The sequence below is a fragment of the Pseudomonas sp. URMO17WK12:I6 genome (genome assembly GCF_003253625.1).
GTDB lineage: Bacteria > Pseudomonadota > Gammaproteobacteria > Pseudomonadales > Pseudomonadaceae > Aquipseudomonas.
In genome coordinates this window covers 95,939-109,412 of record NZ_QKYZ01000019.1, presented here as the reverse complement: position 1 = coordinate 109,412, position 13,474 = coordinate 95,939, and the positions used below count along the sequence as shown (strand labels likewise).

Here is a 13,474-nt window from a genome sequence, read left to right as displayed (position 1 = left end):
CGGTCGTCGCAGTCTGACAAAACGAGGTGATCCGGAGGCGCGCCGACTTTTGCACAATGCAGCCATGTCGGCCAGCCGAACAGCAGCCTGGAAAGGTTTTTATGAAGAGCAACGAGCTAAAGGGTTCAGCACCACTCAGGCACTGGTGATTCTGGCCCGTAAACTTGCTCGGGTCGTATTCGCGCTACTGAAGGGGCAGAGCGAATACCAGCCGAAAGCAAGTTGAGGGTTTCCCCTCAACCATAGAATCTCTCACAGTGGGTATGCGGTGTATTTAGAACACCGGCAAGGTCTTGTCCTTGATCACCGTGGTCGGACCGTTGGCCTTGACGCTGGCGATGCCTTTTTCCCTCGCGGCATCGGATGAATAAGACTCGCTGCTGCCAATGATCTCGTGGTTACCGGCCTTCAGATTGAAGTAAGGATGGCCGTCCTTGGTGTTTTTTTTCTCGTAGCGTTCGTCCAGCGGGCTATTGGCCTGAACCGAGGCGATTCCGCTATCGACCGCACCGCGCGTGGTGTACAGCTCACTGACCAGAATGGTTTCGGCGTTGGCCGCTTTCAACACAAACTTGAACTGACCATTGCTGGTTTTGCTCACTTCGTACCATCCAGACATGCTTGTTCTCCTTGGCGATTGAGAGGTTTCGCGCTTCAGAGTAAAGACCAAGCCAGGTTTTCTGTCGCCGGTAAGGTCCAAACAAAACCGCCCTACTTCACCACCGCCCGCACCACCGACAACTCAGGCGCCTGCACTCGGCGCTGACTCAAATAGCGCATGCAACTGACCCGCAAGAACGAGGCGAAATTCACCACCTCGCCGCGGTAGTCCATCACCTCTTCATACAATTTGGCGATCAACTGATTGGTGGTCATGCCGTCGACCTCGGCGATTTCACTGAGGATGTCCCAGAACTGATTCTCCAGCCGCAGGGTGGTCACCACCCCGCAGATGCGCAGCGAGCGGGAGCGCGATTCGTAGAGAATCGGATCGGCCTTGACGTAGAGCTCGCACATGAACAGGTCCCTCGTTACAGCGTGATTTTGGTGCCCAGCAACCCGAGGAAACCGGCCAGCCAGCTCGGGTGCGCCGGCCAGGCCGGGGCTGTGGCCAGATTGCCTTGAACGTGGCCTTCCGTCACCGGGATATCGATGTACGTGCCGCCAGCCAGGCGCACTTCCGGGGCACAGGCCGGGTAGGCGCTGCACTCGCGACCTTCAAGAATACCGGCGGCGGCCAGCAATTGCGCGCCGTGACACACGGCGGCGATCGGTTTGCCAGCCTTGTCGAACGCTTGCACCAGCGCCAGGACTTTTTCGTTCAGGCGCAGGTACTCCGGCGCACGACCGCCCGGGATCAGCAGCGCGTCGTAGTCCGCCGCATCGACCTTGGTGAAATCAAAGTTCAGGGCAAACAGATGACCGGGTTTTTCGCTGTAGGTCTGGTCGCCTTCGAAGTCATGGATCGCCGTGCGCACGGTCTGGCCGGCGGTTTTGTCCGGGCAAACGGCATGCACCGTGTGGCCGACCATCAGCAGCGCCTGGAAGGGCACCATCACTTCGTAGTCTTCGACGTAATCGCCAACCAGCATCAGGATTTTTTTAGCAGCCATGGGGAGGACTCCTCTGGAAAATGCGTGGGCCTGCAGGAGTATTCAAGGTAGTCCTTATCCGGCGGGTCGGGTAATAACCAGTTACTACGGACGCAATGGTTTTTGTGGCGAGGGGGCTTGCCCCCGTTGGGTCGTGAAGCGGCCCTAATCCGGTCAACCAGGCTCTCTGGTTTTGCGACTGCTGCGCAGTCGAACGGGGCGGTGCGGCGTTCCGACAAGCCCCCTCGCCACAGGCATTACCCCCAACTGTACGCATAACTCTGCGCCTAGCTGTAACAGAGCAACGCCCCCGGTTTATGACTCTTCCCGCCACCCTCGACTCTGGTTGCCATCATGTCCTCGCGCGAAAACACCGGCATGGCCCTCGGCCTGCTCGGCGTCGTTATCTTCAGCCTGACCCTGCCCTTCACACGGATCGTCGTGCAAGAACTCCATCCGCTGCTCAACGGCCTCGGCCGGGCGCTGTTCGCGGCGATTCCAGCAGCGCTCTTGTTGCTGTGGCGCCGGGAAAAGTGGCCCACCTGGAAACAGGTCAAAGGCCTGACACTGGTGATCGCCGGGGTCATCCTCGGCTTCCCGGTGCTGTCGGCCTGGGCCATGCAGACGTTACCCGCCTCCCACGGCGCACTGGTCAACGGCTTGCAACCGCTGTGCGTGGCGCTATATGCCGCGTGGCTGTCCCATGAGCGTCCATCGAAAGCCTTCTGGGCCTGCGCCGCGCTGGGCAGTGCTCTGGTGCTCGGTTATGCGCTGATCAGCGGAGCCGGCAGTATTCAGGCCGGTGACTTGCTGATGCTCGGGGCGATTGCCGTGGGTGGGTTGGGCTATGCCGAAGGCGGCCGGTTGGCCAGGGAGATGGGCGGCTGGCAGGTGATCTGCTGGGCGCTGGTATTGTCGACGCCGCTGCTGATCGGGCCGGTGCTGTACCTGGGTTTGCAACATCAGGGCGAGATTTCGGCCAGGACCTGGTGGGCCTTCGGTTATGTCTCGCTGTTTTCGCAGTTCATCGGCTTCTTTGCCTGGTACGCCGGGCTGGCCATGGGCGGCATCGCCCGGGTCAGTCAGATCCAGTTGCTGCAGATCTTCTTCACCATCGCGTTCTCGGCGTTGTTCTTCGGTGAGCACGTCGAGCCGATTACCTGGCTGTTTGCGGCCGGGGTGATCGTGACGGTGATGCTCGGGCGCAAGACCGCAGTGCGCCCGGCGCAACCGGGCACGTTACCGGCGGGAGTTCAGCTCAAGCCTTAGCGACCAGGAACCCGTCAGCCCGCAGCAGGGTTTCCAGACAATGTTCGCTGATGTGGTAGAAATCCTTCAGCTCCTGAATCTTCACCAACAGCTGAGCCGGGTCCACCGGCTCGGCGCGTTTGACCGCCAGAATCATCTTGTTCTTGTTGGTGTGGTCCAGTGAGATGAACTCGAACACCTTGGTCTCGTAGCCGCAGGCTTCCAGAAACAACGCACGTAAACTGTCGGTGACCATTTCCGCCTGCTGGCCCAGGTGCAGGCCGTATTGCAGCATCGGCTTGAGCAATGCCGGGCTCTGGATCTGCAGGCGTATCTGCTTGTGGCAGCACGGCGAGCACATGATGATCGCAGCGCCGGAACGGATGCCGGTGTGAATCGCATAGTCGGTGGCGATGTCGCAGGCATGCAACGCGATCATCACGTCCAGCTCGCTCGGCGCCACGCTGCGCACGTCACCGCATTTGAACACCAGCCCCGGATGTTCCAGCTTCGCCGCCGCGCTGTTGCACAGCTTGACCATGTCTTCACGCAGCTCGACACCGGTCACCTCGCCCTCGGCTTTCAGGGTGTTGCGCAGGTAGTCATGGATCGCGAACGTCAGGTAACCCTTGCCCGAGCCGAAATCCGCCACTCGCACCGGTTTGTCCAGCGCCAGCGGCGAGGAGGTCAGCGCATGGCTGAAGACTTCGATGAACTTGTTGATCTGCTTCCACTTGCGCGACATCGCCGGGATCAGTTCATGCTGGGCGTTGGTCACGCCGAGGTCTTTGAGGAACGGCCGGTTCAGGTCGAGGAAGCGGTTCTTCTCGCGGTTGTGCTCGGCGGACGGCACTTCACGCAATTGCTGAGGTTTGCTCTTGAACAGCGAAGATTTGCCCTTTTTGCTGTATTCGAGCTGGGCTTCGTCGGTCAGTGACAGTAAATGCGCATTTTTGAACGATGCCGGCAACAGCGCGGCAATGGTCGCCACACCTTCGGCAATCGGCAGGTTCTTGGTGATGTCGCGGGTCTTGTAGCGGTAGACGAAGGACAGGCACGGCTGATCCTTGACCGTCAGCTGCTTGATGATCAGCCGCTGCAAGTCCGCTTCGCCACCAACGTACTTGGCCAGCACCAGTTTGATGAAGGCATTGGCGTCCAGGCTGGTTTGCAGCAGGTCGATGAACTGGGCGTGGTGATCCGGCGCGAGGCTGGCGGGAGTGGCGGTGACAGACATGGAAAAAACGGCCTCGGGCGGTGCGAATCGGGGAATGGCGGGTATTTTAGGGGGGATGGCCGTTCGGGACACGCAGTTATTTACCAAACGGTGCGATCCGTAGCAGCTGGCGCAGCCTGCGTTCGGCTGCGCAGCAGTCGTAAAATCAAAATACGCGGTGTATCAGATAGACCGTATCCAAGCGAATTAGCGACTGCTTCGTCCGAACGCGGCCCGAGCCGAACGCAGGCTGCGCCAGCTGCTACAAGAACGCGTCATTGCCGGGATCTGGTTTTTAGCTCAACACCACCAACCGATTCGGCAATTCATTGCGCACCTGGGTCACCGGCACGTGCACCTTGAGCAACTCGCCGCACGCCTCGATGCACGTCACAAACCCCTGCAACGTCTGCCCCTGCTTCACCTGCTGGGTAAACGTCTCCACAATCGCGTCCCAATTCTTGTTGTCCAGCCGTTTGGAAATCCCTTCATCCACCAGAATTTCCACGTAACGCTCGGCCTCGGAGACAAAAATCAGCATGCCGGTGCCGCCCACGGTGTGGTGCAGGTTCTGCTCCAGGAACTGCCGACGCGCCAGGTTCGACGCACGCCAGTGACGGACCGAGCGCGGGATCAGGCGCGTGGTGACTTTCGGAATCCGGAACACCAGGCACAACACGATGAAGCTGACCCATTGCACCAGCAACAGACTGTGCATGGTCAGCCAACCGGTCAGGTAATGCACGATACCCGGCACCACCAGCGCCAACAGGCTGGCCCAGAGCAGCGGGATATACGCATAGTCGTCGGCGCGGGCCGCGAGCACTGTCACCAGTTCGGCGTCGGTGTCGCGCTCGACCCGGGCAATCGCCTCGGCGACTTTGCGTTGTTCGTGTTCAGTCAGTAATGCCATGTTTATGAATGCCTGCTCGCTATTGTTGTTGTGTTTCCCGCCGTGTCATCACCAGCCGCCCGACGAACCACCGCCGCCGAAACTGCCCCCGCCGCCACTGAAGCCCCCGCCACCGCCGCCAAAACCTCCGCCACCGAAACCACCCCGGCCTCTACCCCCTCCACTTGGCAGAATACCGAACATCTGGCCGACGAAGATCGTCAGGATAAACAGCAGCACCAGGAACACGAATACCCCCGGATGCCGCGCAACGAAATCGCTTTCCTGATTGCCACGCGGCTCATACACCGTCGACGGCTCGTTCAGCGGATTGCCCCCCAGCACCACCAGCATCGCCGAAACGCCATCGCTGATGCCCTTGCTGAAATTGCCGGCCTTGAACGCCGGCGTGATCACCTGATTGATGATCACCGAACTCTGCGCATCGGTCAGGCGATCTTCCAGGCCATAACCGACTTCGATCCGCAATTTTCGCTCGGCACGCGCGACAATCAGCAGCGCGCCGTTGTTCTTGTCCTTCTGGCCAATGCCCCAGTAGCGTCCCAGCTGATAACCGAAATCCGCGATGTCGGCGCCCTGCAGGTCCGGCAACGTGACCACCACCAACTGCTCGCCGGTGGACTTCTCGTGGGCATTAAGCTGCTGAACCAGCTGCTCGCGCACCGCTGGCTCGATCATTTGGGCGTTGTCCACCACCCGTCCGGTCAGTTCCGGAAACTTCAACCCGGCCTGGGCCGTCAGGGCAAAGACCCAGAACAACAGCATCAGGCCCACTTTCATCACGCGCATTGGCAACCTCTTCCTTGGTGGCACTTCAAACCCGGTCCGGCGCCTACTGGAACTTCACTTCAGGCGCTTTTTCGGCACCGGGGCTGGTGGCCTCGAAAGTTTCGCGGATCGGCAAGTCGCTGTACAACACGGTGTGCCACAAGCGACCGGGGAAGGTACGAAGCTCGGTATTGTACTTCTGCACCGCGAGGATGAAGTCGCGACGCGCCACGGCGATGCGGTTCTCGGTGCCTTCAAGTTGCGATTGCAGCGCCAGGAAGTTCTGGTTGGCCTTGAGGTCAGGATAACGCTCGGACACCACCATCAACCGACTCAGCGCGCCGGTCAGCTGATCCTGCGCCTGCTGGAACTGTTTGAGTTTTTCCGGATTATCCAGCGTGCTGGCATCCACCTGGATCGACGTCGCCTTGGCCCGGGCTTCGACCACTGCGGTCAGGGTTTCTTCCTCGTGTTTGGCGTAGCCCTTGACGGTTTCCACCAGGTTGGGGATCAGGTCGGCGCGGCGTTGGTACTGGTTCTGCACCTGGCCCCACGCGGCCTTGGCCTGTTCGTCGAGGGTCGGGATAGTGTTGATGCCGCAACCGGCCAGCAGAGCGGTCAGCAACATCAAGGCTGCAACCTGCAGGCTCGACCGATAGGGGTGTCGTACATTCATCTGGTTGATGCTCCCTTGCACATTGCGTTGATAAAACAACCGGCGAACTTTGACCCCGGCTCTTGGGGCATAATCTGCGCCGCTACTGGATTGCATCGAGCCAATGGGCTAAAAGATGCCCAGCGAAAAAACAGTAAGAAGTGTGCTGCATTTTTCTGAGCAATACCCAAACAACAATAGTCGCTCCCCAAATTTTGGCTGACCGGCGCGTATTCACTGCCGCTTGGGCCTTTTGAGAAGAACATTCATGAAGAAGCTGTGTTTGCTGGGCCTGTTCGTCAGCCTGGCCAGTCATACCGTATTGGCCGCCACGACGCCCGCACCGATAGAGAACAAGGACGCCTTCATCAGCCATCTGATGAAACAAATGACCCTCGATGAAAAGATCGGCCAGTTGCGCCTGATCAGCATCGGCCCGGAAATGCCTCGGGAACTGATCCGCAAGGAAATCGCGGCCGGTAATATCGGTGGCACCTTCAACTCGATCACCCGCGCCGAAAACCGTCCGATGCAGGACGCAGCCATGCGCAGCCGGTTGAAGATCCCGATGTTCTTCGCCTATGACGTGATCCACGGCCACCGCACGATTTTCCCGATTCCCCTGGCCCTGGCCTCGAGCTGGGACATGGACGCCATTGGCCGGTCCGGGCGCATCGCCGCCCAGGAAGCCGCGGCGGACAGCCTCGACATCACTTTCGCGCCGATGGTCGATATCTCCCGCGACCCACGCTGGGGCCGCACCTCCGAAGGCTTCGGCGAAGACACCTACCTGGTTTCGCGGATCGCCGGCGTGATGGTCAAAGCCTTGCAGGGCAGCGGTGCGAACGCGGCCGACAGCATCATGGCCAGCGTCAAGCATTTTGCCTTGTACGGCGCGGTCGAGGGCGGTCGTGACTACAACGTCGTCGACATGAGCCCGGTCAAGATGTACCAGGATTACCTGCCGCCCTACCGCGCCGCCATCGACGCCGGTGCCGGCGGGGTGATGGTTGCGCTGAACTCGATCAACGGCGTACCGGCCACCGCCAACACCTGGCTGATGAACGACCTGCTGCGCAAGGAATGGGGCTTCAAGGGCCTGGCAGTCAGCGACCACGGGGCGATTTTCGAGCTGATCAAACACGGCGTCGCCCGCGACGGTCGTGAAGCGGCGAAGCTGGCAATCAAGGCCGGCATCGACATGAGCATGAACGACACGCTCTATGGCAAAGAGCTGCCGGGGCTGCTCAAATCCGGCGAGATCGAACAGAAAGACATCGACAACGCCGTGCGCGAAGTGCTCGCCGCCAAGTACGACATGGGTCTGTTCAAAGACCCGTACCTGCGCATCGGCAAGGCCGAGGATGACCCGGCCGACACCTACGCCGAAAGCCGCCTGCACCGCGCCGGGGCCCGTGATGTCGCGCGTCGCAGCCTGGTGTTGCTGAAGAACCAGGGCGATACCCTGCCCCTGAAGAAAACCGCGAAAATCGCCCTGGTCGGCCCTTTGGCGAAAGCACCGATCGACATGATGGGCAGTTGGGCTGCCGCCGGTAAACCTGCGCAATCGGTCACCCTGTTCGACGGCATGACAAATGCCCTCGGCGCGCAGTCGACGCTGATCTACGCCCGTGGCGCGAACATCACCGACGACAAGAAAATCCTCGATTACCTGAACTTCCTCAACTTCGATGCCCCGGAAGTAGTGGACGATCCGCGCCCGGCCAACGTGTTGATCGACGAAGCGGTAAAAGCCGCCAAGGATGCTGATGTGGTAGTGGCTGCGGTTGGCGAATCCCGTGGCATGTCCCACGAATCGTCGAGCCGCACCGACCTGAACATCCCGGGCAACCAGCGCGAGCTGATCAGGGCGTTGAAAGCCACCGGCAAACCGCTGGTGCTGGTGTTGATGAACGGCCGTCCGCTGTCGATTCTCGAAGAGAAAGAGCAGGCTGACGCGATTCTGGAAACCTGGTTCAGCGGCACCGAAGGCGGTAACGCCATCGCTGACGTGCTGTTCGGCGACTACAACCCGTCGGGCAAGCTGCCGATCACCGTTCCGCGCTCGGTGGGTCAGATTCCGACCTACTACAACCACCTGAGCATTGGCCGGCCGTTCACTCCCGGCAAACCGGGCAACTACACCTCGCAGTATTTCGAAGACACCACCGGGCCACTGTTCCCGTTCGGCTTCGGCCTGAGCTACACCCAGTTCAGCCTGACCGACATGGCATTGTCGTCGACCACGCTGAACAAGACCGGCAAGCTCGACGCCAGCGTCGTGGTGAAGAACACCGGCAAGCGTGACGGCGAAACCGTGGTGCAGTTGTACATCCAGGACGTGACCGGCTCGATGATCCGCCCGGTCAAGGAACTGAAGAACTTCCAGAAAGTGCTGCTCAAGGCCGGCGAACAGAAAGTCGTGCACTTCACCATCACCGAGGATGACCTGAAGTTCTACAACGCCCAGCTCAAGTACGCCGCGGAACCGGGCAAGTTCAACGTGGAGATCGGCCTGGACTCACAGGACGTGACGCAGCAGAGCTTTGAGTTGCTGTAACCCCGCTTAATTGATCATTCCCACGCTCTGCGTGGGAATGATCTGGATCTAAAAAACCTACCCCCGCCGATCCAGCAGATTCACCACCACCCGATCCACCCATCCCCAAACCCTTTGCTTGACCCGCCGCCACAACGGTCGGCGCTTCCACGCCTCAAGACTGACTTCCTGGCTCAAGGCAAAGTCATTCTCGAAACTCGCCGCCACCGCTCGGGTCAGCCCTGGGTCCAGGGCTTCGAGGTTGGCCTCCAGATTGAAGCGCAGATTCCAGTGATCGAAATTACATGAGCCGATACTCACCCAATCGTCGATCAACACCATTTTCAGGTGCAGGAAACACGGCTGGTATTCGAAGATCTTCACCCCGGCCCTGAGCAGTCGCGGGTAGTAGCGATGCCCGGCGTAGCGCACCGACGGGTGATCGGTACGCGGCCCGGTCAGCAGCAGACGCACATCGACGCCACGATTCGCCGCCCGGCGCAGCGAGCGGCGGACTTTCCAGGTTGGCAGGAAATAGGGCGTGGCCAGCCAGATTCGCTGCTTGCCGCTGTTCAGCGCGCGAATCAGCGATTGCAGAATGTCCCGGTGCTGGCGGGCGTCGGCATAAGCGACCCGGCCCATGCCCTCGCCCATCACCGGCACTCGCGGCAGGCGCGGTAGACCGAAGTGTGAAACGGGTTTCCAGGCACGCCGATAGCGGTTGGCGATCCATTGGCGGTCGAACAGCAATTGCCAGTCGATGACCAGGGGACCGGTGATTTCCACCATCACTTCGTGCCATTCGCAGGTGTCTTCGCCCGGTGACCAGAACTCATCGGTGACCCCGGTGCCACCGACGGCCGCCAGGGATTGATCCACCAGCAGCAACTTGCGGTGATCGCGATAGAAGTTGCCCACCCAGCGTCGCCAGCTCAGCCGATTGTAAAAACGCAACTCGACCCCGGCGGCCATCAGGCGCTGACGCAAAGTCAGGGTGAAGGCCAGGCTGCCATAGTCATCGAACAGACAGCGTACCCGCACGCCACGCTCGGCCGCCTGGACCAGCGCCTGAACCATCGCCTCGGCGCAGGCCCCTGCCTCTACCAGGTACAGCTCCAGCTCGACTTGTTCTTCGGCGCGGGCAATCGCCACCAGCATGCGCGGGAAAAACTGCGGGCCGTCGATCAGCAGTTCGAAGCGATTGCCTTCGCGCCATGGAAAAATTGCACCACGCATTTCAGCGCGCCGTGAAAATCAGCACCGCACCCACCGGTACCGACAGACTGATGGCCGACAAACCGGCGAGCTTGCGCAAGCTTTCCAGGCCTGGGGCCAGGTCGAAATCTTCGGCGCTGATCACCAAAGGCTCGAGGGTCACTACTTGAAAGCGCCGGTCATCGAGACGGGTCGCCAGCAGTTCGGCGTTATATTGGTGTTGCTTGCCATGCAGGTTGACGGTCACCGGCAAGCGCAGTTCCAGTTGCGCACCGGGCGCCAGGTCGTTGATTGGCCGCAAATCGATTTGCGTGGTAATCAGCGCCTCGGGAAACGTCTGGATCTGGAACAGTTCCTTGCGCATGCGTTCGTCACGCAGCGGAATGCCGCTATTAACCGACTCCAGCTCGACTTCCACCTCGGCCAGCCCCTTGGGGTCGACCTTGCCATGCAGCACCAGAAAGCGCTGCACTTCGGAGATGTTGGCGTTTTTGGTGCTGACAAACGACAGCCGCGAGGACTCGCCGTCCAGATACCAATTGGCCTGGGCCGACACGGTGACACCGGCCAGCAGCAGGGAAGCGAGGGTTTTGTAGATGAACCGCTTGAACATAGAAACTCGGGGGCAGATAAACCTGAGCGAACCTTAACTGTCCGCGAGTCAGTTGCAAACCTGTAGCAGCTGCCGAAGGCTGCGTTCGGCGGCGAAGCCGTCGTAAAACCATGCATTGTGGTGTTTCAAATAGATAGCGGTGACCGGTCCTGGCGACGGCTGCGCCGCCGAACGCAGCCTTCGGCAGCTGCTACATGGGCTGCGATCTTTTCAAGGGATCAACCGACATCCCTGCCGTTCGCCAACCCAAGCGGCGCTGTTGCTGCGCCCCAATCCGCCGACCGTCACCCGCTTGCTCGCGGCATCATCGACGAAACCGCTGATGGGTAAATACTGCTTCACATAACCCTGGCAATACGCCGCCGGATTGTTCATCACATACTGGCACGAGCAGTATTCCTTGGCGGTGTAAGCGCTGATGATGTCGGGAAAAGCCCACAGCGCCACGCGTTCCTGCCAGCCCCAGCCGAGCAAAGCGATCAGCAGCACCAGCAACAATGTGCTGATCGGCCGACGGCGAATAAAACTGCGACGGCTCATGGCTGCACCTTCATGGCAAACGCCTTGAGCGCGAGTTTGAGCAGTTCGTTGTGCCGGTAACTTCCATCGCGATCATCGCCGTAGCGGACGATCACCAGCTTTTCGCTGGGAATCACGTACATCGCCTGGCCCCAATGGCCCAGCGCGGCGAAGGTGTCGACGGGCGCATCGGGCCAGGGTTGTGCCGCGCCGTCCACCGCGCGATTGAGCCACCAATGGCCGCCGGGCACCGCTTCATCCTGGTTGGCTCGGTAGTGGGCGAACGGCTCGCGGCTGAAGTCGACCCACGCCTTGGGCAGCAGCTGCCGCTCGCGCCAGCGACCGTGGCGCGCCATCAACAGGCCAACCCGTGCCAGATCCCGGGCGGTGAGGTAGGCATAGGACGAGGCGACAAATGTCCCCGTGGCATCCACTTCCCAAACCGCGCCGCGAATGCCCAAGGGTTCTAACAATGCGGTCCACGGATAATCCGGATATCGGGCCGGGCCAACAATGGCTTTCAACGCGGCGGAAAGCAGATTGCTGTCGCCGCTGGAGTAGCGGAAGGCCTGACCGGGCCTGGCGTACGCGTCGTGGTCGGCGGTAAACGCAGCCATGTCGCGATGACCTCGGGTGTAGAGCATCGCCACCACCGAGGACTTCAACGGTGCGTACTCATAGTCTTCCTGCCAATCCAGGCCCGAGGCCCAGTGCAGCAAGTCGGCCATGGTCATGGCGGGGTGTTTTTCCAGCGCTGGATAGAACTGCACCACCGGGTCCTGCAAGTTGAACAGACCTTCGCCATAGGCCACGCCGAGCACCGTGGCCAACAGGCTTTTGCTGATCGACCAGGTCAGGTGCGGGGTGTCGGCACGGGTCGGGTCGGCGTAGCGCTCGTAGACGAGTTGGCCGTCATGGATCACCACCAAGGCATCGGTGCGGATGCCCTCGCGGGTGGTGTCGTTGCGGGGTGGGAAAGCGTAGTTCTCCAAGGCTTGAAGGGCCGGACCGGTGACTGTCGGGCCGGGCAACCATTGCTCGGCCGGCCAGTTTTCGGCCTGGGCCGTGAAGCTGAACAGCAGGATGGAAATCAGCGACAAGCCTTTGAACATGGAGGACGCTCGGAGGATGAACCTGCTGAGCCTAGTCGAGGTTGATGACAGTTTTGGGAGGCCCGTCACCCTAACGAAGATCCCGCCAACGCCTTGGCCAACCGCTTGCCCCGCGCCCCTGCCGCCAGATCCATCACGGCCTGATCGCGCTGCCACATCGCCGCCCACTGCGGCGGGCCGTCGGTCATGGCCTGATTCACTTCAGCCTTGAGCCCGTCGAATTGCGCAAACAACCCACCCAGCAACACATGCCCGGCCGGATTGTTCGGCGCCTGGCGGCTGACTTCCGCGCACCCGGCCAGCAGCGCCAGTAAACGCAGTTGCAAGGTGGGCGGCCAGTCGTTGTCCTGGCCAATGCCGAACAGCCACGCGGTCATGGCGCTCAGCACATAAATGTCTTCCAGGGTGCGGAACGGTTTGACGTAAGCATCCCAGCCGTCCCCCGCCAGCAATTCGCACAGCGCGTTGTCGAGAAACAGCCGACCGTGGCTAATCTCGGGCATCAACGGCAACGGCGCGAGTTTCTCCAGACGCACGCCCGGTTCGCCGGGGTAAACCACCGCCAGACTCAGGCGCGGATCGCTGCCTGGCTCTTCGCTGCGAGCGGCGACCAGCAGCCAGTCGGCGGCATCGCCGGCGGTGACGAAATCCTTGCGCCCACTCAAGCGCAGATCCCGCAGCCGGGTCTGCATGTCCGCCACCCGCAAGCTGCGCTGCTCGGTCGCGCACAACGCACCGAGGCTCAGCGGCGCGCTCGGCCAGAGCATCCGCAACGCCGCTTGATACCCCACCAGAAACGCCAACCCCGGAGTCGCCATCAGGCGTCCGCCGTTCACCGCCAATTCGAACGGGGTGACCGTGCCCAAGCGGTGCAACAAGGTCGCGAAGCCTTCGCCAAGGTCGGGGTCGGCGGGCAGGCGATCGCTGCGGTTCAACAGGGTTTGCCAGGGCATAAGAGGCTCCTTGTGGGCTGTCATATAAGCATCACCAAAGCTTCATGGCGATGACACCGGGGCTACATAGCCTGACTTTGCACAACACGGCTGCATAAAGAAAGTCGATCGGCTGCAACCCAAGACGGGTG

15 protein-coding genes are annotated in these 13,474 nt (G+C 60.9%); 3 read left to right on the top strand and 12 right to left on the bottom strand.

Annotated features, from left to right (window positions below):
* On the top strand, positions 1 to 226 hold a 226-nt coding region (locus tag F475_RS26155), incomplete at its 5' end, for a transposase (RefSeq protein WP_146602955.1).
* A gap of 48 nt (positions 227 to 274) precedes the next feature.
* Here the strand turns inward: F475_RS26155 and F475_RS26150 are convergent.
* The 3 genes from F475_RS26150 to F475_RS26140 all read right to left on the bottom strand — a co-directional run bounded on the left by F475_RS26150 (position 275) and on the right by F475_RS26140 (position 1,613).
* Positions 275 to 619 (bottom strand): YegP family protein, encoded by a 345-nt coding sequence (locus tag F475_RS26150; protein ID WP_064619834.1) that lies wholly within the window; start codon positions 617 to 619, stop codon positions 275 to 277.
* 92 nt (positions 620 to 711) lie between these two features.
* The gene (locus F475_RS26145) at positions 712 to 1,017 is read right to left on the bottom strand and encodes a ribbon-helix-helix domain-containing protein (protein ID WP_007935755.1); all 306 of its coding nucleotides are present in this window, start codon (positions 1,015 to 1,017) and stop codon (positions 712 to 714) included.
* A 14-nt stretch (positions 1,018 to 1,031) separates the two neighbouring features.
* Positions 1,032 to 1,613: a DJ-1/PfpI family protein gene (locus F475_RS26140; RefSeq protein ID WP_018926842.1), complete on the bottom strand. Its 582-nt coding sequence runs from the start codon at positions 1,611 to 1,613 to the stop codon at positions 1,032 to 1,034.
* A 333-nt stretch (positions 1,614 to 1,946) separates the two neighbouring features.
* Here F475_RS26140 and F475_RS26130 point away from each other — a divergent pair, with 333 nt between their 5' ends.
* Entirely contained in the window at positions 1,947 to 2,861 is a 915-nt protein-coding gene (locus tag F475_RS26130; protein WP_111455081.1) for a DMT family transporter, read from the top strand.
* On the opposite strand, the gene F475_RS26125 is transcribed toward F475_RS26130, so the two are convergent.
* The 4 genes from F475_RS26125 to F475_RS26110 all read right to left on the bottom strand — a co-directional run bounded on the left by F475_RS26125 (position 2,851) and on the right by F475_RS26110 (position 6,413).
* Complete coding sequence (locus F475_RS26125; protein ID WP_064619840.1) at positions 2,851 to 4,077, bottom strand: SAM-dependent methyltransferase; 1,227 nt, start codon at positions 4,075 to 4,077, stop codon at positions 2,851 to 2,853. The two genes, F475_RS26130 and F475_RS26125, sit on opposite strands and share 11 nt — an antisense overlap.
* A gap of 274 nt (positions 4,078 to 4,351) precedes the next feature.
* Positions 4,352 to 4,969, bottom strand: a complete 618-nt coding sequence (locus F475_RS26120) for a TPM domain-containing protein (protein ID WP_111455080.1) — start codon at positions 4,967 to 4,969, stop codon at positions 4,352 to 4,354.
* Positions 4,970 to 5,017: 48 nt separating this feature from the next.
* Complete coding sequence (locus F475_RS26115; protein WP_019580890.1) at positions 5,018 to 5,758, bottom strand: YgcG family protein; 741 nt, start codon at positions 5,756 to 5,758, stop codon at positions 5,018 to 5,020.
* A 43-nt stretch (positions 5,759 to 5,801) separates the two neighbouring features.
* Positions 5,802 to 6,413 carry a LemA family protein gene (locus F475_RS26110; protein WP_026286479.1) on the bottom strand — a complete coding sequence of 204 codons (612 nt, stop codon included), beginning with the start codon at positions 6,411 to 6,413 and terminating at the stop codon, positions 5,802 to 5,804.
* A gap of 247 nt (positions 6,414 to 6,660) precedes the next feature.
* On the opposite strand from F475_RS26110, the gene bglX reads away from it, so the two are divergent.
* The gene (gene bglX, locus F475_RS26105) at positions 6,661 to 8,952 is read left to right on the top strand and encodes a beta-glucosidase BglX (RefSeq protein WP_111455079.1); all 2,292 of its coding nucleotides are present in this window, start codon (positions 6,661 to 6,663) and stop codon (positions 8,950 to 8,952) included.
* A gap of 57 nt (positions 8,953 to 9,009) precedes the next feature.
* Here bglX and F475_RS26100 read toward each other — a convergent pair whose 3' ends face one another.
* The 5 genes from F475_RS26100 to F475_RS26080 all read right to left on the bottom strand — a co-directional run bounded on the left by F475_RS26100 (position 9,010) and on the right by F475_RS26080 (position 13,343).
* A complete protein-coding gene (locus tag F475_RS26100) occupies positions 9,010 to 10,167 on the bottom strand; it encodes a phosphatidylserine/phosphatidylglycerophosphate/cardiolipin synthase family protein (RefSeq protein ID WP_111455078.1) in 1,158 nt (385 codons plus the stop codon).
* Between the two features lies 1 nt (position 10,168).
* On the bottom strand, positions 10,169 to 10,759 hold the full coding sequence (locus tag F475_RS26095; protein WP_096479639.1) for a YceI family protein: 591 nt from the start codon (positions 10,757 to 10,759) through the stop codon (positions 10,169 to 10,171).
* Positions 10,760 to 10,969: 210 nt separating this feature from the next.
* On the bottom strand, positions 10,970 to 11,299 hold the full coding sequence (locus F475_RS26090) for an amidase (RefSeq protein WP_111455077.1): 330 nt from the start codon (positions 11,297 to 11,299) through the stop codon (positions 10,970 to 10,972).
* The gene (locus F475_RS26085; RefSeq protein ID WP_111455076.1) at positions 11,296 to 12,390 is read right to left on the bottom strand and encodes a serine hydrolase; all 1,095 of its coding nucleotides are present in this window, start codon (positions 12,388 to 12,390) and stop codon (positions 11,296 to 11,298) included. The genes F475_RS26090 and F475_RS26085 overlap by 4 nt, the downstream gene beginning before the upstream one ends.
* Before the next feature lie 65 nt (positions 12,391 to 12,455).
* On the bottom strand, positions 12,456 to 13,343 hold the full coding sequence (locus tag F475_RS26080; protein WP_111455075.1) for an acyl-CoA dehydrogenase family protein: 888 nt from the start codon (positions 13,341 to 13,343) through the stop codon (positions 12,456 to 12,458).
* Between the last annotated feature and the right edge of the window lie 131 nt (positions 13,344 to 13,474).